Raw genomic sequence first — 20,741 nt, 5'->3', positions numbered from 1 at the left:
TTGAACCGCCGTATACCGAACGGTACGTACGGTGGTGTGAGAGGTCGGCTACTCAACTAATGGGTAGCCTCCTACTCGATCCAAGTAAAACAGTAGCTATCCTATTTCTACCACACAATCACACAATTGTGCGGTAATTATTTGCTTTGCGGTGATAGAAAGTGTGTATTGATCGACGGCATAGCTTGGGTATTGAACTAAAGGTATTGTAGCAGCTTCCAGGATAACGCTTTGTTGGATGCGAATAGGTTAGTTTTTTATGTAACGGTCATCGGTGAGTGTTAGAGGGGCAATTTCGAGGTTTTAGAAACTTTGACGGTCAGATGTGGCCGTTAGCGCATAAATACCTTGCTAATTTCGCTGATTTTTACCTTTTACGGACAGTGATGTCCTTTACAATTTACTTATTATGCTTTTTGATGCGCTAACGGACAAGGATGTCCGGCTCCAGTAAGGTTTCGCAAAATCCTGGACTCTCGCAACCCCTTAGAGTTCTACAAGCCTGCCACAGTAATCTGTATCCTGTGAGACAGGCCTGTAATTGTGTATATGAATATGTATCATATGGAACAGGCCTATTATTGTGAATTTGAATATTCATCCATCTGGCTTATGGATGTGAGTGCAACCCTCTAGGAATGAGAGGTAAAGGTCACCGTTCTTTGATGATGCTTGAAAGTGTCTGGTGAAGGATATGCACTCCAGATTCGATAAGATCCTCATGGATGTTGGAGATGTTAAGCCGCAGCATTTTGGGAGCAGCCGTCTTTTCGAAAAAATAAGGTTCAGTTGTGCCCGCGACGATGCCTTGGGCTTTTAGACGCTTTATTAGCATATCCAGCGATACATAATCCGGCAGCGGAAGAACGGTGTGCTCGCCGCCTGTACGAGGCGCAAGCTGGAATGGTGCAAAGTCCGGGTAAGCGTTCATTGCTTCAAAAAGCTTGTTCATTCGCCCTGTGTATCTGGATTGAATTGTTTTCCGATGCTGACTAAACATTCCGTTCCGAATATACATATCCAAAGCAGCTTGGGAAAGAATGGAGCTGTCGATATCGAGCATTCGTTTGTGCAGGCTGAAGGCTTGAGATAATGCAATTGGCAAAACAGCAGCTCCAATACGTAAGCCAGGGAACAAAATTTTGGAGTAGCTTTTTAAATAAATAACTCTGTCTTCTGTGTCGTAAGACCAGAGGGGGTCTTGTCTGGAGTTATCCTCCAGATCGGCCAGGTAATCGTCTTCTACAAGATACACATCATATTTTGCTGCCAAAGCAAGGAGTCTTTTTTTGTCGGCTGCAGACAGTGAGGTTCCTAACGGGTTATGGAATCGCGGCGTTACATAGAAAAATTTGAGTGAGTCTTCACGAAACCGTTGTTCTAATACATCCCAATCCAACCCTTCAAAGCTGCGCGGAACACCCAGCATGGGAACGTTTAGGCTCCGGAGCAACGGGGGCATATTATGATAACCCGGTTGCTCTAGCAGCACATGACGCTTCCCGCCAGGGAAAGGCATCAAGGCAAGGATTGCCAAAGCCTGCTGAACACCGGAGGTTATAAAAAATTGCTCGGGCTTTGCAAAAACCTGATAATCTGCAAATTGATTTTGCAACAGCCCAATAAGAGAGGGAAGTCCTCTCTCCGTTCCGTAAAGAAACAAATCCTCTTGATTTTTCTCCATCGCCTGGTCGATGCAGTGCTTAAAATCTCCATATGGAAAAACACGAGGGTCAGGGGCAGCGGAAGCAAAGTCAAGCGGACCTTCGCCCAGGGAAGATTCGCTGTCGACATTTCCATTTCTGACGACATAATAGCCGGACTGAGGCAATGCATAAACGAGATGCCGATCCTCCAATAGGGAATAAGCCCGGATAACCGTACTTATGCTGCAATTAAACTGCTTGGCCAACGTACGGACTGCAGGCAGTTTGATGCCTTGCACTTTATGATGAACAGAATCGGAGCCATTAGGCTGCTCTCTAATCCACTGCAAGATTGCATCAGCGATTTGTTCGTATTTTTTCATAAAAAACCCGCCTTTATAAAGTGTACCGGTACAATTTATCTTTTTACACATTGTAACGCAATAAGCGGCAATATACACTATAGAAGCAGCTTGGGACAACATATATAATTGGAGGAAACCAACTATGAACACATCACGTTCGCAAAAATATGCATATCTGGCAGCTATTCTATATGCGAGTATTATCGGGTTGTCTTTTTTATTCGTTAAATTGACCGTTCAGCAGGCTCATCCCATGGATGTGTTGGCGCATCGGTTTACGTTGTCTTTGATTGTCGTAAGTATTCCAATTGCACTAGGATGGTTCAAGTGGAATTTGAAATGGAGCGATATTTGGCGGATTATTCCCCTGGGGCTATTGTCCCCGGTTTTATTCTTTTTGTTTCAGGCATTTGGACTGGTTACATCCAACTCGTCAGAAGCCGGTATCTTGCAGGCGACAGCACCTGTGTTTACATTATTAATGGCCTCATTGTTTATAAAAGAAAAAACAACGATGGTACAGAAGCTGAGTTTATTGTTGTCGATAGGCGGAGTTATTTTTATTTTTGTTATGAGAGGCGCTGGGTTTTCCTTAGATAATTTTCAGGGTGTTGGCTTGCTGCTTCTGTCTACTTTATGTTTTGCAGGCTATGGCGTACTTGCGCGGCCATTGACCCGCCGCTACAAGCCAATGGAGCTTACATGGGTAACATTGGCGCTTGGCTTCCTTGTTTTTAATGAGGCAGCTCTCATTCGTCATGCGTTGAACGGAACAATGGCCGCTTATGTTGAGCCGCTTTCTAATCCTGGTTATCTGGGTGCGCTTGGTTATCTGGCCATCTTGTCCACAATGGGCTCCACCTTGCTGTCCAGCTACGCTTTAACGCATTTGGAGGCATCCAAGGTGAGTGTATTCAGCAACCTGGCAACGCTGATATCCATTGCAGGCGGGGCGTTGATTCTGGGTGAGCCCTTGTACATGTATCACTACATTGGAGCGTTTTTGATTATTGCGGGAGTATTGGGGACCAACAGAAACACTAGCAATTTGAAAGCACGAATTGCAGCTAAGTAGAGTGAGTATAGTGAGTAGGGCAAGTTACTGCTTCACGTATTGGAACTACCTATTGAATCTTCATGGATGTTACATTTTGTATGATTTTACGTATAAAAGTTGTGCTTCTGAATGCTCTTAGTGTCGTGTTGTACGATAAATCGTACAACATTACCTGTTCAAAGGGAACGCTCCTTTATTTTTGTACGATATTTCGTATAAGTTGTATGTATTCCGGTCGATCCAATCGTATTTTGAGTGAATTATCGTACAAATCTTAGCTTTTTGTTTACGTGAGGATAGGATTTGTAACGGACACATTCTCATTGTGTCAAGCACTGATTATTGGGTTGAGCCAGAAAACGCTAAAATAGCTAAAGAAAATAAAGAAGCTAAAAAGAAAAAAAAGCAAAGAAAGCAAACTCTCGGAATCGCTTTGATCAGCGTTGCAGGAGTTTGCTTTTTTAAGTTGGGGGTTAAAAGACTATTTTTCCGACAGTCCTGGTGTTAACATCAAACTTGGAAACCACCACTGCGATCGGAAGAACCTTCATGCGGCAGACTCCTCTGCCACCACAATTTTGTTGAACTTATATAGCTTATAAACTGCCCCTTGCCGCCGGTTTGATTCGATACACTGTTTTGCCTTCAGACACGGCTTGTCCTTCTTGGACGGCGGCAGGAGTCAATGCCCAGCCAAATGAAAGAACGGAGGACAGCAGCTTCGCTTCCGAATCCGTCAGGGTGGCGGTGACTGCCTCTTCACCAGCCTCAAGCGATAACACGCCCTCCTGCTTCAACGCAACGAGAATCCAGCTGTGAATGCCGCGGATCGTGTTATATTTGATTTGATAGCCTTCCTGCACAGCGCTTTTGAACAATTCTTCATTCTCTTTGGCAAACGTCGTTAACAGGCTGTAATCAAAATGAAACTTGCTTTCATCAATCGGAAGATTGCCCGTTAGTACCTTTTCGATAAGCTGATCATTAGTCCATCCCAAAGCCTTGACCGATTCCAGCATCAAGGCATCCCATTGGGACAGTTTGGCTTTTGCTTGCGATAATGAATGGGTCATGCGGACATCTCCTCTTTCCATTAAGGTGTCTAATGCAAAAGCAAGAGACGCCGTCTAAGGCCGTCTCTTGCGGATTGCGAAAAGCGGTTTATTTGCTTGCTTTATAAGCGTTCAGGAACTCCTTGACTTTACCAGCGTCGGCTTTCAGCTCCAGGCCGGTATCAACAAGCGGGCTGAGCGTGGATACAGCCTTGAATTTGTTGCCGCCGTAGAATGCCAAAATTTCATCCTGATTGATGGCGTACAACACAGCTTTACGCAAATCTACGCTTTTTGCTACAGGACGGTTGCTGGTGTTGAACAGCAGGTACGAAACAGCGTTGCTTGGAACGGTTTGCAGCGATAGCTTGCTGTCGCCCTTTACAACGTCGAATTTATTTTCGCTTACACCGTAGTACAAGTGGATTTCGCCGCTGCGAAGAGCAGCCAAAGTGCTGTCTGCGTCTTTGATGAAGCGAACCTTGATGCTTTTGATTTTTGGCTCGTTTTCAGTGCCCTTCATGTAGCCCGGGTTTTTGAAGAAAACAGCTTCGTAATCGTTTTTGTAAGCCAAAATGTAAGGACCGCTGGCATACAAGGTATTGTTGTATTGAGCGCCTTCCGTTACGGTGTTTTGGTCGCCGTAAGGAATGTCCTTGTTGACGTCGAATTTGGCTACGTCATAGGTGTTGATGGCTTGAACTTGCTTTTGCGATACAATGCCGGCCGATTGGTGGGCCAGGTAGTTCAGAACTTGCGGGAAAGGTTTGGTTGTTGTCAATTTAACAACCTGGTATTTGCCGTCTTTATTGCTTGCTTGTTTTTTATCCGATACCAGCTCGGAAATTTTGGATGGCAGGCCGTTTTCAAGAGCTGCTTTTACCGTTTCGGAGCTGCCGGATACGTTCAATGCTTCCAGCGATGCAAGATCCGTTACAAGCTCAACGTTTTGGATATGCTCGTGGAGCGTATACGTACGGTGGTCAGGCACGGAATTTTTGTCCTTTGCACGCAGCAGGGAGAAAATAACGTCGTCTGCGCCTACGCGCTCGCCGGAATCAACAGCTGCTTTGTTTTCAACGCGCGCAAAGTTGATGTCGTCTCTCAGAATAAAGTAATATTCGGAGTTTCCTTCTGCAATGGCATGGTTCAGGGACAACGAACCTTCCGATGTTACTTTGTCATCGTCGGTCAGGTTAACGACACGAACGTTGGAGTTGGTGTTGATAATGTTGATGGAGCCGTCATTGCCTTTAATCGGATCAAGCGACGTCAAGGTCGGCATAGTCGATTGCAGAACCAGCGCCTCGGTTTCACGTTTGGAGGTGTCGTTAAAGTCTAATGCTTCCCAAGGCAGGGAACGCGATTTGGACAAACGAACGGAATCCTTGTTCAGCACCTCTTGGTTAAATGCTTGGGATTTCAGCGATCTGTAAAGGGGCGCGATATATGCTTTTTCGAATACCAGCTTTTCTTCAAACGTCTTATAGGTTTCCTTGTATTGGTCTGGTGTTTGAGTGGAAGCTTTTTCAATCAGCTCGTCGATTTCGGGATCGGACAGCTTGCTGTAATCGCCGCCTGTTTTGAACAGCGAACGAACGGCATAGTCCGGGTTTCCGGTAACCGTGGTCCAGCCGGACATGGAAATATCGAAGTTTCCGGCATCCTCTTGTGTTTTAAAGCTGCCATAGTCGGGTTGAATGTTCAGTTTAACGTTAAAACCGTTTTTGTTCAGCTGGTCGCGCACGATGTTCAGATCGGCCTCATTGGAGCTCATCCCGAGCAGCTCAATATCAACGGGATTATTATCAACGGCAGCCTCTGTGCCCGCTGGAGTTGGGCTAGCTTCGTTAACGTCGTTTTTGGTGGTTAGCTTGCAGGCGCTTAGCAGAACGGCCAAGCTTACAAATAGCAGAGCAACCAGCCTCATTTTCTTTTGCATGAATTTCTCCTCCTGTGTGTTTGATTTATGTTAACTCACATTCATGCTTCGCCATTATCCATTGAAGCGGCAATGGCGACGGAATATGAATGAGGTCCAAAACGTTAGTCCAGCTTCGGATCAAGCGCATCGCGCAGGCCGTCGCCTAGGAAGTTAAAGGACAATACCAGCAAAATGATGGCTAACCCGGGATAAATGGCCGTAAACGAATGGGTCTCCAGATAGGCGCTTCCCAGCTTCAGAATATTGCCCCATTCCGGAATATGCGGCTCTACGCCAAGACCGAGGAAGCTCAAGCTGCTGGTGGAAATGACGGCGGAGCCAATCGTCAGCGTCGATTGCACAATCATAGGCGCCACGGAATTCGGCAGAATGTGCTTGAACAAAATAATCCAGTCGTTGGAGCCAAAAGCCCGTGCAGCCTGAACGTATTCCAGCGTCGAAACCTGAAGCACGTTGGCGCGCATGGTTCGCGCATAGGTCGGGATGGAGCTGACGCTAAGCGCGATGATCAGATTGACGGTGCCTGCCCCAAAAGCCGCGATAATGGCAATGGCCAGCAGGATAGCGGGAACGGCATACAAAACATCCAGAGCACGCATAATTAGGTTGTCCGTGCGTTTGCCGTAATAACCGGATAAAGCTCCCAATAATCCGCCGATCAGCAATGGAATTAACGTGGTCAAAAAGCCAACAATCAGAGAGATACGCGCTCCGAACACGATGCGGGAAAAAAGATCCCGTCCATAATTGTCCGTACCGAGCGGATATTCAGCCGTTGGAGATTGAAGAATAGCGCTATAATTGTTGTCAATTGCCAGCCCGTAATCAAACGTAATCAGACTGGTAATCGACAGAGTCAGCAGAAAGGTAACAAACAGCAGGCCCAGCATGGAGGTTGAGCTTCTGGACAACCGTTCAAAAACATCGCCAAAGCGCGAGCCCGAAGTAAACCCCCGATTACGGAGCTTGGCGAACAGCATCAAGCTAAGGAATAAGGAAAACAAATTGCCGGTTGCCGCCGTTGCCAGCAAAGCAATGGCTACAATTGCCATCCAGCGGGGAATAACGGCCTCGCCCCCGTATTTTGCAATGAGCAGCAGTGCTATCAATTGAATGAATCCCGCAATCAGCAGCAGCGTCATGCCGGACAGGAAGCCATTGGCTACATAAGGCTTAAACAGATTTAACGCCGTTACGCCAAATACAAGCACGGTCGTCATAAAGGAATATACAGCCAGCGTATAAGCGGCGTATTTCTTTTTTTTCACTAAATGGAACGCGGTCGAAGCAACGAACACATTGCCGGTGAACAAGCTTGGCAGCAGCAGAAAGCCAAGTCCGCGGGTTGCTTTTCCTATGGCGGCATGCCGGATAAGGTTCGTCCGGATCAAATACCAGACAGCGAGCTGCAGCAAGCCGAAAAGGCCAAAGGCAATGCCGGCTCCCAGTCCAACAGCCTTGAAGCTCCCGTCCGCTGGGCTATAAGCATTCCATAGCAGCAAAACGGCGAGCGCCAGCGAAATCAGTCCGGCAAAGCTGGCTTGCCCGTATTCGGGATTGGATTTTAGCCGAAAATTCATTTCTTGCTTGGTTAACGAAACATTTTTCACGGTCGGCACCTGCTTCAGTATTGTTTCATTTTGGAACGAATCCGCGGATCAAAAAACGCATAGAGCAAATCCACAATAACATTTACGATGGATATGGTGATGGCTACGTAAACGACGCCGCCCATAATGGCGGGAATATCGGGAATGAATTGACGGTCGACAATGTAGCTTCCGATACCGCTAATATTAAACACCTTTTCCGTCACGGCAGCGCCGCCCAGCATTCCGCCGAACATAAGTCCAATGACCGTGATGATGGGAATAAGCGCATTGCCGATGGCATGCTTCCACAGCACCTGCCCGTTACGCAAGCCTTTGGCTTTGGCGGTTGTAATATAGTCCTCATGAATGACCTCAAGCGTCGAAGAGCGGGTCATCCGGGCAACAGCAGCCGTAAAGCCGGTTCCAAGCACAACAATCGGCATGACGGCCGACATCCAGTTGTTGGGGTTGTAGGTCGCCGGAAACCACGGCAGCTTGATCGAGAAGTTAAGAATAAAAATCAAGCCTTGCCAGAAGTTTGGAATCGACAATCCCAGCAGAGCGATAAACATAAACGTATAGTCAAAAAAGGAATTGGGTCTTGTCGCCGAAATAATGCCGATCGGCAGCGCGATAACAACCGCAATAAGAGTTGCGACCACGGAAAGCGTCAATGTGATCGGAAATTTGTTGGAAATGGCCGTTGCCACTAATTCGTTGCCAACAAATGATTTGCCGAGATCAAAGGTTATAATTCCTTTTATCGACTGCCAGAGCTGCACCAGATAAGGCTGATCCAGCCCATAGACTGCGTTAAAGGCAGCTATTTGTTCGGCGGTAGCTGTTTCTCCAAGCAAATTGGCCGCCGGGTTCATCGGAGACACATACAGAATCGTAAAAACAAGAACGGCAACCCCAAGGATGACAAACACAGTCATAACCAGTCTTTCCGCAATATATTTCAAATAGGGATTAGCGTAAAGGGCCATCAAAAGGTACATGGGGAATCCAATGACAAGAGATAGTGCAAAATAACCGGGATGGCTAATAAAGTCATGGTATGTATCGGCAAAGGACAATCGAGGACTATCCGCTTCCTCCAGCTTGCGCGCAAGCTGCTCGCGAGCCCTGGCATTAAAGCGGGTATCGGCTAATGCCGAGGCTTCCTTCTCCAGCTCCTCTTTTCCGGTTTTTTTGCCGAAAAAGATATGCTTGCGGGATATTTGCTCCCTGGCTTCCTGCAGCAGCTCGTCGCGAAGACCGGACTGAAGCAGCTCCTTGCTGATGGCTTCAGTAATTGTGCGATAACCGCCTTTTGTAAGGCGATGACGATGCAAAAGGTAAAGAAGAATGGTCAGCGGCGCGCCGAGTACCAACAGAAGGAAGCGGTAGGACGGATGTAGAAGCATTTTGCGATAGAGGGATGCCATTCCGTCTGCGATGCCGTTTTTTCTTGATGCAACATGCCCTGTCAAGCTAGTCCGCCCCTTTATCATTTATTTTAATTTGCATTATTCCGATTGATATAGTAGATTTTATTTTAAGAACTTCAAAATGTCAATAAAAACACGCCACTCCTTACACAATCCTCATTATACAATATATAATAAGGATTAGTTAATACAAATGAAGCGTTCAGCAGTGTTTTAAGCGATTACTATGTATAGTATATCCTGAATAACAATTAATGCATGGCTAAATATATAAAAATGCGGATGCGGGTGACAACATGAGTGTATTGTTAGAGGTTAAGGATTTGGCGGTATCCTTTTTTGCCAGGGACAAGGAGGTTGAAGCCGTTCGGGGAGTCAGCTTTCAGGTTCGCGAAGGGGAGACGCTGGGCATTGTCGGAGAATCAGGCAGCGGCAAAAGCGTAACGGCGCGTTCCATCATGCGCCTGCTTCCATCACCTCCGTCCATGGTTAAGGGCGGCCAGATTCTTTTTAAAGGAGACAACCTGGCCTACAAATCGGATCGGGAGATGGAGAGGATTCGAGGCCGGGATATCGGCATGATTTTTCAGGATCCCATGTCTTCCTTAAATCCGACCATGCGAATCGGCAAGCAAATCGAAGAGGGACTGATCAAGCATCGCAAGCTGGGCAAAGCGGAGGCCCGCAAGGAGGCGATCGCGATGCTGGAGCTTGTTGGCATACCTAACGGTGAAACCCGGTATACGCAATATCCTCATGAATTTTCGGGCGGTATGAGGCAGCGGGTCATGATTGCTATCGCGCTTGCCTGCAACCCCTCCCTGTTGATTGCGGACGAGCCTACGACCTCGCTGGATGTAACGATTCAAGCGCAAATTCTGGATCAGATGAAGGTGCTCCAGAATAAATTCGGCACGGCCATCATTTTGATAACGCATGATCTAGGCGTTGTAGCCGGCATGTGCGACCGTGTTGTTGTCATGAAGGAAGGCGAAATTGTGGAGACGGGAACAACAGCCGAAATATTCGCTAATCCCTCTCACCCCTATACCAAAAGACTGTTAGGCGCATTGCCGCGTCTGGACGAGAAGAAAAAGCCCAAGGCGGTGCCCGTCAAGCAGGAAGGGCTGCCCCTTCTGAAGGTTTCCTCTCTGAAGCAGCATTTCAACATGGGCAAGGGACAAGTGCTAAAGGCAGTAAATGATATAAGCTTTGAGGTTTGGGCGGGCGAAACGCTTGGCGTTGTAGGAGAATCCGGCAGCGGCAAATCAACGACAGGCCGCAGCATTTTGCGCCTTAACGAGGTGACGGGCGGAGAGGTGTTGTTCAAGGGGATTCCCCTGCAGCATTTGAACCGGTCGGAAATGAAGAGGATGCGCCGCTATATGGGCATGATTTTTCAAGACCCTTACGCTTCTCTTAATCCCCGCCTGCGAATTGCGGATATAATCGGGGAATCGCTGGACGTGCACGGCTTGGCCTCCGGCAAGCGGGAGCGCTTGAGAAGGGTGGAGGAGCTGCTGGATCTGGTTGGTCTGGACGCCTCTCATGCCATGCGGTATCCTCATGAATTTTCCGGCGGACAAAGACAACGAATCGGTATTGCCCGTACGTTAGCCGTTGAGCCGGAGCTGATCGTTTGCGACGAACCGTTGTCGGCGCTGGACGTATCCATACAAGCGCAAATCGTCAAGCTTCTGGAGGAGCTTCAGGAGAGGCTGGGCCTGACGTATCTCTTTATTGCGCATGATCTCTCCATGGTCAAGCATATCAGCGACCGGGTTGCGGTGATGTACAAAGGGAAAATCGTGGAGCTGGCGGAAAGCGAGGAGCTGTATGCCAACCCGCTGCACGACTATACCAAATCTTTGCTTGCGGCCATTCCGGTGCCGGACCCCGAGATTCAATCCCGCAAAAAGCCGATCATAAATGCAGAGGCGGGAAAAAGCGACCCCTACGGCTTGGACCGTTCCACTTTTGTGGAGGTTAGAAAAGGGCATTGGCTGGCTGTAGCGCAGAGTTAAAGCAACGGGTTGAATAATCGTGACAAAAGCGCGAACCAGGAACTTTAACGTTCCCGATTCGCGCTTTTTCTTTTTTTACTTAACGACTATGCTTGCGTGTTGCCGCATCTTATAGGAGGGAAGCCAACATAATAGCGAATTCTCCGCGTGTCAGCTTGCTGCTTCCGCCATTGGCGGAGTCAAACGATTTGCCTGTCAATTCGCTGTACCGCGAGAGTATAAGATTCATTTGGTCAACCGTGATGACGTTGTTCGGCAGGAAGCGGCCATTTCCGTCACCCTGTACAAGGCCCGCTTCCGCAGCCCAGCCTACATAACCGCTGTACCAGCTGTTTTTCGCTATATCGCTGAATAAAGTCGTTTCTTCAGTTTCCACACCGAGCAGTCGACCCAGCGTTGTTACTGCGGCGGCGCGAGACAATCCCGCGTCGGGAGAAAAGGTTGTTGCGCTTGTGCCTACCATAATGCTTTTGGCATAAAGGGCTTGAATTGCCTCATAAGCGCTGTCTCCGGGGTTCACATCCGTAAATGACAAACCTCCGATAGTGAATTGCAGACGGGTTGCCCCCGTGTAGGTCTCGTTGCCGGACACAACGGCAACTGTTAGCTGATACGTGCCATCAGCTTCCGGCAAGATGGCGGCGAGCGCCTCCATGCCGTCCGACAACAGAACGGATTCCGAGTAATTTTCCGAAGGCACATCGGTAATCGTAATTTGAACATCCTGTTCCGAAACATCGGTGCTGGCTGTAATACTGCTCACAGCAACGCTTTTACCGGATGAAACACTGGAAATGCCTTTCCCTTCGTTAATGCTGAACGTTACTTTTTGCTTGCCTGATGCATCTGTGGAATCTGTAACGGCAGAGAAGCTATGCACCGATTCCGTCAGAATGAAGGAGGTAGAACCTTCTTCGGTTGCCGCAGTTCCTCCGGAGGCCTGTCCGCCTTCTTGGGGCGCAGTTGTCCAATCGGGCATTTGCGGCATTTCACCGGATGGAGGTTCGGGCGCTTCGCCTGAAGGTGCCGTTCCTTGCCAGCCAGCCGGCCGCTCAGGCCGCTCTCCGCCAAAGCTGGCGCCGTCAGGGAAAGCTCCGCCTCCTCCAGGGAACCCGCCCCCGCCCATCATGCCGAAGGAGTTTCCGCTGTATTGTTGCTGGACTCCGTTTACATAAACGGAATAGTCCTTATTAAGAGCCAGATCGGACGACGTGAAGGTCAAGCTTTGGAATGCTTTTTCCGCGGTATGTTTGAGAAGTTCCTTGCCGTTGGCGTCAGCAATCGTTATAACGCTGCCGGCTGATTGCGTTGAAGCAAACATAAGCTCCATGAAAGGCTGCTTGGAAGTGGAGCTTGTCGCGTCATTCCGCGTGCCGAGCGCAATGACGGTGCCGCCGTTAAGCGTAATGTCGCCATCAGCGTCAATACCGCCGTCAGGACTGCGTTCGTTGGACATGGCAATAACGGTGCCGCCATTTATGGTCAGGTAGCCGTTGGAATCAATGCCGTCGCCTTCCGCTCCCAACCCTGCGTTGACGTAGAGATAGCCTCCGTTGATAGTGGTGACGGAGATGCCATCTTCATTCGTATTGATGCCATCGTCCTGCGCCTCGATATAGATGCTGCCGCCATTTAAAGTCAGATGCAGCTCGGAATCCAGTCCTTCGTTTTCGGCTGTAATGTACAGCTTTCCTGTTCCTGCGGACTCTCCGCTGATGTTCATCGACATTTTGGAATAGAATGCGCCATCGTATTTATGGAGCTTTTTGGTTGTGCCTTCTTTGTAAATACGGGCGACATACGAACCGTTTACTTCATTGACAGACCCGTCAGCAAGGATGACCTGAGCGCCTGCCTTGGACAGATCGGTTACGCCTCCTGTATCTTGGCTAGAGCTGTAGGGCTCGTAGACGTTGTAAAAGATAACGGCGGGAGCGACCGTGGAAGTAATGTCTGCTCCATCCAGAATCAAGGTTACGACTGCTGTGGGATCATCCGCAGCGTCTTCGCCAAGATCGATGGCTAGCTGGCCAGCCGTCAGCGTTCCCGACACGCGATATGTACCCGGCTCTGTAATGGTAACGACGGTATGAGCTTCCGCTTCGCTAGCTTGATGCTCATCGGCAGCCGAGCCTTCGCCATAAGTTGCGCCTTGTCCGGCTTTGTAGTAGATAATGTCCGCTCCGGTATATACGGCCGAAGTGGAGTCGGTTGAAGCGGTTGAGCCGTTAACCGTAACGCTGCTGTCTGATAGCTTGATTGCTGTTTCGGCGCTGCTTGCCGCGCTTGCGGAAGTCGTAAATGCGAGACATGACCAGCTCATGGCCACGGCAAGCAGCAGAGAGGTTGAGCGTTTAAACATAAGGCTTGCACATCCTTTTTTGTAGTATGCATTCAGTATAGAAACGTTTTCTTAAATGAATCTGAAGTGGAGTTTTCCGAGAGCTGGTGAATCAACATTTTTTTTGTAATCTTCTGTTCATACGTTGTTCATATTCACCTTGTACAATGGGAATTGTCACGGACGCCGTACACGTGCCGGACTTTTCTGTTTTGTAAAGCATGGCCTGTATACCGGTGCAGCCAGCTTTAGCCACAGAAATTTTTTTTGCACCTTTGTCGATAATGATTATCATTATCTTGAGCTAGTTTCATTCTGTGGTTTGTCGCTTGTTACATTGCTATAGCAAAGGAGGGATGAGTCCTGTCTGTGATAAGGCGGGATAAGGAGCATCTGAGGGAAATGCGGGTTTACGGATAAAAGATAACGGATAACGAATATCAAAACATTGTGAAGGAGACATGATTCCATGAACGTTTCGATCAAAAAAACATTGCCTGTTCTGATTCTGACTTTAGTGCTTTCTCTTGTGATGATGGCGGGTTCTGCCTTTGCAGCAACCTCCAAGGACTACCGGATTGTACGCGCCGACAACCCTGAGGTCAATTCCAGAGCAAATGACTATGCGGTAACGCCGGCTTCTGTGGCAGATGATGGCACAACGGTTACTTTGGGCTTTAACACCTCCTTCCTGTTCAACATCAATTCGCTGAGCATTTCCAATGACGGCGGCTCCACGTACACGACGTATTCCGGCTCCACATCGGGCGGCGTAATCAACTTTACGTTCCCGGTTGACGATTTTTCAGTGAATACAAAAGCTAAAATTGCGGTTTCTGTCTTCGGGCTTTACAACGAAACCTATGATATTCAAATCAAATGGCTCTAAAGCTTAGGGCTTGAACAGCTGCCTTATGTAAGACTGAAAAGCTTTCCTTTACTGTAGAAGCGACAGGCAGGTCGGTTAATATCGATCTGCCTGTCGCTTGTGCGGGAAAGTAGCAAATGATTTTCTTCACAAAAAAATAATGCTAGGAGAGAAAAGGGTTGAAAAAATCAATGAAACGTTATCTTGCATTTTTGCTTGCGTGCATGCTCTTTGTATCTGCCGCTCCGGTGTATGGGGCCGAAACGGCATCCGCGTCCAAGGTGCGGGACGGAGAATATTCGGTAGACTTCAGAATTTTGAAAAATGGAACAAACTCCTATTCTGTAGCAGAGGGTTACCTGGATTCAAAAATCGGAAAACTGATTGCCCAAGACGGCAAGTACAAGCTGCAAGTCAAATTCATTAACTATGATTGGTTCCACTATTGGGGCAGCTTGAAGTCGGATGGAACTCCAGCAGGAGAAAATGCGGAGGCTGTGTCGCAATACGATGAAGCTGCTGTAATTGAAGTTTTGCCTGGTATGACCAAACGAGGCGTGGGAATGCCGGATACCCAGGTTGAAAATTATTATGGAACCGTCGAGTTTGCTATTGAAGATGTCAGAGTGAATCAGGATGTATTGATGCATATCGTTGTAAAGGATACCTACATCTACAATCCGGGAAATGATACGTGGATAGAATTTGGTTACAACAATTGGTACAGAGCGCAAATAGCCATTGATGTCAGCAATCTTCCATTTGTCCCGCTTGATGAAGGGCCTGCCGGCACCGATGCCACTCGCGAGTCGCTAATCGACAAGGTTGAGCAAGCCCGCTTGCTCCATAGAGACTCCGTAGACGGAAATTGGGAGGGAGCATACCTGCCTGGGGCAAGATCTTCCTTGTTGTACGTGATAGAAAAAGCAGAAGCTCTTCTTGCCGATGAGCAAGCTGATGGGGAGCAAATTAACAAAGCTTATAACGAGTTGCTTGGAATGATCGATTATTTCAACGAACAACTCGTTCATATCGATAAATCCGCCTTGCTTAATGTACTTAATCAAGCAAACACCCTGAAGCCGACACTTTCCTATGTCGTATCAAACGGTGTTTATCAAGCGGGACATATTGTGGGGTATGCCATTTCACTGGATACTGAATTACTCAATAGTCAAACCGTGTATGATAATGCGCAGGCTACACAGGCAGAGGTTGATGCGAGCAGAAGCGCATTGCTGAATGCATTGGCTGAAATCGAAAGGAATCGCATTTACGAAAGCGACGCCAAACTGATCGTGCTGGATTCGCTAGCTGCAGATGCTGAGGAATCTGTTCACCGTGATCTGTTTGAGGAAGCGGTCTCCGTTTTCACGAATGAATCTAAACACACGCATGTGAATGTTACGCTGAATAAAGGCAAAGATGACTTGGAGACAGCTGCTCTCGGCTATTACCGCCCGGCTCTCAACGGAACAACTGCGTTTGTCGGCTTAAGGCAAATCCCCTTGGAGACAGGTATCGATAAAGGAGCAGACAAATATTCTCTTCAATTGATACTCAGTCCAAGCATGAGCGCGAGTCAATCTGTTAGCGGAATTATTCATTTGAATTATGCAACGAAGGCCGAACCAACCGTTACCCAATCCGTTTATTTAAGCATGAACGGCAAGCTGCTAGATAACCTGAATAAGGATGTTGTCTTGGCGGAAGGGTTGATTAACGGAAATCAAAATGGGGATGGAGATGCTCTTGCGAAACTGCAGCAAGCGATTGTCGAAGCCAAAGCTGCGGGACAACAACTGTCAGCGACGCTTCCGTCGATCGAGCAGGCTTCTACCAATCTTGGCACAGCCGTAGGCGAATTTTTGACAACGAAAAACGAAACAAGACACTATACCATTGCTCATGCAACGGATAGCGCATTCTCCAGCTCTGACTCCTACTTTGGCAAACCGGCTTTGTTTGGCGGGGATGGCACAGGTTCGGATTTCGTTATCATCACTATTTTGAACAGCTCGCAAATCAAGTCTTTCCAATACAAACAAGCAGACGGCGCTTATGTTTCGCCTCAGGTATTGTCGGAAGATACGGCTGGTAACTCCCGCACCGTGTTGCTGAAAAGCATTAGCCCAAGCGGCTTGCTTGATGCCAAGCTGCAGGTTTCCATTCCCGCAGCCAATTATGAGCGCACTCATGATATCCGGATCAATTGGAACGGTGTAGATAATGCGGCATTGTCCGCCGAAATCAATGCCGGGAACACCAAGCTGCGCTCAGCACAAGCAGGGACAGAGCCTGGTCAATACCCTGCCGCAGCGATAACCGCATACAGAGCTGCAATAGCCTCGGCTTCCCAAGAGGCTGTCAATGCAAACGGAACGCAGGAGGCAACTGACTTTGCGCTCGCGACATTGCGTCAAGCCGTGCAAGCCTTTAACGCAGCTGTTGTACCGCCGATTACGGGGGGGAATCCCGATCCTGGCACAACAAACCCCGGCACGACTGACCCTGGAACTAATCCTCCAGTCACGCCGGTTGGGCCAGTGTATCCGGCAGACGGCACCTATTATGTTCCATTCCAAATATTGAAGAAGGATACTGCCCAGACTTCAGTGGCAAATGATTATTTTGTTAGTCCCGCGCTTGTAAAGGTTTCCGGCGGAAGCAAGGCGGTTTCCTTCACCGTACAGCGAAGCAACGAAATAACAGGCCTGACAATTGGCGGCTCCAGCGGTTCCGTCACTTCCAGAGATGCAGCAAAAAATACACGGGTAGTTACCTTTACTTTATCTAATTTGTCGCAAAAGCTGAGAGCGTGGGTAAAAGTGGATTGGGATTCGATTAATTATCATTATGATTATGATATCGACTTCTTATTTAATGAAGCTTTGGCGTATAATGCAGGCGATTCGGGTGTTATAGGCGGCGGCACAGTTGGACCGCCAAGCTTGGAAAACCCGGGAAGCGCGGATAGCGGAACAACGCCTGGCGGCAAAGACGAGGACGATAAAAAAACCGATGGCAAAGAAGAAACAACGCCTGAAACAAATTCGGGAACAAACCCGGGTGCAAATCCAGGAACGCCAACGATACCAACCGCGGAGTTCTCCGACACTGCTTCGCACTGGGCAAAAGAGAGCATTGACCGCGCAGTGAAGCTGGGTATTGTAACCGGCTATCAGGACGGCAATTTCCGCCCGGAAAAGGTAGTTACACGCGGCGAATTTGCCGTTATGCTGAGCCGAGCGTTGCAATTGGAAGGAGAAGGCGATCCTTTATCCTTCAATGACCTAGACGGCATTCCGGCATGGGCAAAGCCCCATGTGACACGCGCCGTGGCAGCAGGGCTGATCGGCGGCTTCGAGGACGGAACATTCCGCTCTGCCGGCAGTCTGTCCAGAGCGCAGCTTGCCGTTATGATCGCAAGAGCGGCAGATTTGAAGCTGGATGAAGCAGATGCCGTGACATTTATCGACGGCGACCAAATCCCGGCATGGGCGCAGAAGGAAGTGGCGGCAGCCGTCAAGGCCGGCCTGATCGAGGGCAAAGAAGGCAATATCTTTGACCCCCATGCAACGGCAACCCGGGCGCAAGCCTTAGCCTTGATCATGCGTCTGGTGGACCGTTTCACCAAAGCCTGATGCACGAAATGCACGATGTTTGTCCTTGCAACTCCGGGCTGCCTGACGGTGGCTCGGGGTTTTTATTTTTGGTCCATGGCGTATTGAAGAATGAAAAATTGTAATGTGCTATTCACACGCCGTTCATATTTGAATAGTACAATGGAATCTGTAGTGATAATCAATATCAATTAAACGGCTTGAACGACATTAATGAACGCATCCGTTTTAATGAACGCATCCGTTTTGAAAGCAGCGACATCAATCACCATGCTTGGGGGCTTACTAGTGAAGTTTTTTATAGGACGCGGCGTAAGCTTGCTTATAGCAATTGTCAGCGTAATAGGGATAACTGCAGGCTGCGGGGCATCGGCGGCAACCGATGGCGTCAAACATGTTGAAAATGCCGGAATAGCTGGAAGTGCTGAAGCCGCTGATCTTGTTGAAAGCATCGATATAACCGACTTCGCCGGCCGCAGCGTTTTTTTTGACAAAACGCCAGAACGAATCGTTGCGCTTGGCAGCGGAGAGGTGGATATTGTCTACGCGTTAGGCGGAGAGGTTGTAGGCAGGCCGGATACCGACGACTCCTTGTTGAACGAAAAAGCGGGATCGGCCGCCAAAGTAGGCTCTACCCATACGGTTGATCTGGAGAAAATCGCGGTGCTCAAGCCGGATGTTCTGCTTGGCAATGATCCGCTTAATCTCAAGGATGTTCCGTTGTTGGAGAGCATCGGAGCGAAGGTTGTGCTGACGCATGCCAATTCCGTTGAGGATATCCTGAACCAAATCGGGCTGATAGGCCGTTTGCTGGGCAAGGAGGAGCGGGCTGTGGAGCTGATGGGGGACATAGAGAACGGTTTGGCAAAGAGCGCAAAAAAACCGGCTGGAGAAACGAGAGTATTGCTTGTATACGGTGCTCCTGGAACCTATCTTGCCGCGCTCCCGAATTCGCTTAGCGGCGACATATTGACAAAAGCGGGAGGCGTCAATGTTGCCGGAGAGTTTCAAGCTATGCAAAACTTCCCCCAATACGCCCAGCTGAATACAGAACGGGTTGTGCAGTCCAACCCCGATGTTATTCTGATCATGACACACGGCAGCTCAGAAGAGGTCGAAAAAGGTTTCGTGCGGGAGATGGAGGGCAGCCCCGCCTGGAATTCCTTAAGCGCCGTTCGGGAAGGACGCATTCATGTGCTTCCGGCCGCTTTGTTCGGCACCAATCCCGGAACGCGAGTGCTTGATGCCATTGCGTTACTGCAGGAGCTGCTGGAGCCATGAGCGTAAAATCCCGGAATAACAAAAGACGGTGGCTTGCCATTTTTGCGGTACCGGCCATTCTTATCGTATCCCTTTATGGAGTAGCCAGCGGCTCGGTTTTTATACCGCTGCCGGAAATCATTAAGGCGCTTAACGGAAGCGGGGATGAAGCCTATCACACGATTATTTGGAACCTACGCTTGCCCAGAGTGCTGGTGGGGCTGCTGGCAGGTGCCTGCCTCGCGGCTTCGGGTACGCTGCTTCAAGGCGTAATGCGCAATCCGCTGGCAGATCCCGGCATTATCGGCGTGTCAGCGGGGGGCGGATTGGCAGCCGTCATTGCGCTTGTGCTTTTCCCGCAATTCTCCTACCTGCTTCCGGCGTTTGCCTTCGGGGGCGCTCTGATCTCCGCTTTGCTTATCTATTTGCTGGCATGGGACGGAGGCAGCTCTCCGGTCAAAATCGTGCTGGCGGGAATTGCAGTCAATGCGTTGCTGGGAGCTGTCATGAACGGCATCATGGTGCTTCATACCGACCGCATCCAAAGCGTTATTCCATGGTTGGCGGGCGGGCTAAGCGGCCGAAGTTGGCCCCATCTGGCCTTTATGCTGCCCTATGCGGCAATTGGTTTGCTGCTGACGCCTTTTGCGGCCAAAGCCTCCAATTTGCTTATGTTGGGGGACCAATCCGCCCAATCGTTGGGGCAGCATGTGGAGCGGCAACGATTCCTCATTATCGTGTTGGCGGCTCTACTTGCGGGCACGGCCGTCAGCGTCGCCGGGCTTGTCGGCTTTGTAGGTCTGCTGGTTCCCCATGCGCTGCGGCTGGCTATTGGCGAGGATTACCGTTATTTGCTGCCCTTTTCCATTGCGGGTGGCGGAGTGCTGATGGTACTGGCGGACACGATGGCCAGAAGCTGGTTTGATCCGCTCGAGCTGCCGGCGGGGATTTTGCTGGCTTGCGTAGGGGCTCCCGTTTTTCTTGTTTTGCTTAAAAAAAGGAAGCTGATCCGGTAATGGCAATGGAAGTTACCCCGTCATTATTCCGATACCAATCAAAATCGAGGAGGAAAACAAAATGGTAATTGTAACAAATGTATCTCAAATCACAAAGGGCAATGGCGAGAAGTTAATCGAGCGTTTCAACAAGGCTGGGAAAGTGGAAGGGATGGAAGGATTTCTTGGACTTGAGGTGCTTCTGACCGAAAATACGAAGGAGTATGATGAGGTGTCGGTTGTCACTCGCTGGGCCAGCAAGGAAAGCTTCCAGGGCTGGACTCGCAGCGAGGCCTTCCGCGAATCTCATTCCCACCGGGAAAAGCCGGACTACATTATTTCTAACAAAATTGTATTTTATGATGTAAAGGTTGTTCGCCAACCCCTGCAGGAAACAGTGGAAGCCCAGAACGCATAGAAGTACGAGAAGGGGCTATTTGAACAATATCTAAAACGGGCTTTCGGGGATGCGGTAGTTGCCTTGAGGCCCGTTAAGCTTATTGCGGGGTTCGTGAGCTGTGTGCCCCTTAAAGGGATAAT

13 protein-coding genes are annotated in these 20,741 nt (G+C 49.1%); 7 read left to right on the top strand and 6 right to left on the bottom strand.

Translation table 11 applies throughout. The annotated features are described in order from the left end of the window. Positions 1-652 precede the first annotated feature (652 nt). Complete coding sequence (locus tag A7K91_RS02855; RefSeq protein ID WP_068679465.1) at positions 653-2,029, bottom strand: aminotransferase-like domain-containing protein; 1,377 nt, start codon at positions 2,027-2,029, stop codon at positions 653-655. A gap of 124 nt (positions 2,030-2,153) precedes the next feature. Between A7K91_RS02855 and A7K91_RS02850 the strand changes: the two genes are divergently transcribed. Beyond that, positions 2,154-3,086 carry a DMT family transporter gene (locus tag A7K91_RS02850; protein ID WP_068679459.1) on the top strand — a complete coding sequence of 311 codons (933 nt, stop codon included), beginning with the start codon at positions 2,154-2,156 and terminating at the stop codon, positions 3,084-3,086. A 578-nt stretch (positions 3,087-3,664) separates the two neighbouring features. Here the strand turns inward: A7K91_RS02850 and A7K91_RS02845 are convergent. The 4 genes from A7K91_RS02845 to A7K91_RS02830 all read right to left on the bottom strand — a co-directional run bounded on the left by A7K91_RS02845 (position 3,665) and on the right by A7K91_RS02830 (position 9,132). Further along, positions 3,665-4,141: a hypothetical protein gene (locus tag A7K91_RS02845; RefSeq protein ID WP_068679456.1), complete on the bottom strand. Its 477-nt coding sequence runs from the start codon at positions 4,139-4,141 to the stop codon at positions 3,665-3,667. An 88-nt stretch (positions 4,142-4,229) separates the two neighbouring features. Beyond that, positions 4,230-6,062: an ABC transporter substrate-binding protein gene (locus A7K91_RS02840; protein ID WP_068679454.1), complete on the bottom strand. Its 1,833-nt coding sequence runs from the start codon at positions 6,060-6,062 to the stop codon at positions 4,230-4,232. A gap of 104 nt (positions 6,063-6,166) precedes the next feature. Beyond that, positions 6,167-7,675, bottom strand: coding sequence for an ABC transporter permease (locus A7K91_RS02835; RefSeq protein ID WP_425415637.1), 1,509 nt, complete (start codon positions 7,673-7,675; stop codon positions 6,167-6,169). 14 nt (positions 7,676-7,689) lie between these two features. Continuing rightward, positions 7,690-9,132, bottom strand: coding sequence for an ABC transporter permease (locus A7K91_RS02830; protein WP_068679453.1), 1,443 nt, complete (start codon positions 9,130-9,132; stop codon positions 7,690-7,692). 254 nt (positions 9,133-9,386) lie between these two features. Here A7K91_RS02830 and A7K91_RS02825 point away from each other — a divergent pair, with 254 nt between their 5' ends. Next, positions 9,387-11,114: an ABC transporter ATP-binding protein gene (locus A7K91_RS02825; RefSeq protein WP_068679452.1), complete on the top strand. Its 1,728-nt coding sequence runs from the start codon at positions 9,387-9,389 to the stop codon at positions 11,112-11,114. 109 nt (positions 11,115-11,223) lie between these two features. Here the strand turns inward: A7K91_RS02825 and A7K91_RS02820 are convergent, their stop codons facing one another. After that, positions 11,224-13,476 (bottom strand): S-layer homology domain-containing protein, encoded by a 2,253-nt coding sequence (locus A7K91_RS02820; protein WP_068679450.1) that lies wholly within the window; start codon positions 13,474-13,476, stop codon positions 11,224-11,226. A gap of 448 nt (positions 13,477-13,924) precedes the next feature. Here A7K91_RS02820 and A7K91_RS02815 point away from each other — a divergent pair, with 448 nt between their 5' ends. The 5 genes from A7K91_RS02815 (at position 13,925) to isdG (ending at position 20,619) form a co-directional block, all read left to right on the top strand. Continuing rightward, positions 13,925-14,344: an NEAT domain-containing protein gene (locus A7K91_RS02815; RefSeq protein ID WP_068679448.1), complete on the top strand. Its 420-nt coding sequence runs from the start codon at positions 13,925-13,927 to the stop codon at positions 14,342-14,344. Between the two features lie 158 nt (positions 14,345-14,502). Further along, positions 14,503-17,967: an NEAT domain-containing protein gene (locus A7K91_RS02810; protein WP_068679446.1), complete on the top strand. Its 3,465-nt coding sequence runs from the start codon at positions 14,503-14,505 to the stop codon at positions 17,965-17,967. Positions 17,968-18,234: 267 nt separating this feature from the next. Then, positions 18,235-19,227: an ABC transporter substrate-binding protein gene (locus A7K91_RS02805; RefSeq protein ID WP_245697182.1), complete on the top strand. Its 993-nt coding sequence runs from the start codon at positions 18,235-18,237 to the stop codon at positions 19,225-19,227. Beyond that, complete coding sequence (locus tag A7K91_RS02800; RefSeq protein WP_068679444.1) at positions 19,224-20,222, top strand: FecCD family ABC transporter permease; 999 nt, start codon at positions 19,224-19,226, stop codon at positions 20,220-20,222. The genes A7K91_RS02805 and A7K91_RS02800 overlap by 4 nt, the downstream gene beginning before the upstream one ends. 61 nt (positions 20,223-20,283) lie before the next feature. Further along, entirely contained in the window at positions 20,284-20,619 is a 336-nt protein-coding gene (isdG, locus tag A7K91_RS02795; RefSeq protein ID WP_068679442.1) for a heme oxygenase, read from the top strand. Positions 20,620-20,741 lie beyond the last annotated feature (122 nt).

It is taken from the genome of Paenibacillus oryzae (assembly GCF_001675045.1).
Lineage (GTDB): Bacteria > Bacillota > Bacilli > Paenibacillales > Paenibacillaceae > Pristimantibacillus > Pristimantibacillus oryzae.
This window is presented reverse-complemented; position numbering and strand designations above follow the sequence as displayed.

Bases quoted from the DNA above. Each gene is read 5' to 3' on its own strand.
- A7K91_RS02855 (WP_068679465.1), bottom strand. From the start codon at position 2,029: ATGAAAAAATACGAACAAATCGCTGATGCAATCTTGCAGTGGATTAGA.
- A7K91_RS02850 (WP_068679459.1), top strand. From the start codon at position 2,154: ATGAACACATCACGTTCGCAAAAATATGCATATCTGGCAGCTATTCTA.
- A7K91_RS02845 (WP_068679456.1), bottom strand. From the start codon at position 4,141: ATGACCCATTCATTATCGCAAGCAAAAGCCAAACTGTCCCAATGGGAT.
- A7K91_RS02840 (WP_068679454.1), bottom strand. From the start codon at position 6,062: ATGCAAAAGAAAATGAGGCTGGTTGCTCTGCTATTTGTAAGCTTGGCC.
- A7K91_RS02825 (WP_068679452.1), top strand. From the start codon at position 9,387: ATGAGTGTATTGTTAGAGGTTAAGGATTTGGCGGTATCCTTTTTTGCC.
- A7K91_RS02820 (WP_068679450.1), bottom strand. From the start codon at position 13,476: ATGTTTAAACGCTCAACCTCTCTGCTGCTTGCCGTGGCCATGAGCTGG.
- A7K91_RS02815 (WP_068679448.1), top strand. From the start codon at position 13,925: ATGAACGTTTCGATCAAAAAAACATTGCCTGTTCTGATTCTGACTTTA.
- A7K91_RS02800 (WP_068679444.1), top strand. From the start codon at position 19,224: ATGAGCGTAAAATCCCGGAATAACAAAAGACGGTGGCTTGCCATTTTT.
- isdG (WP_068679442.1), top strand. From the start codon at position 20,284: ATGGTAATTGTAACAAATGTATCTCAAATCACAAAGGGCAATGGCGAG.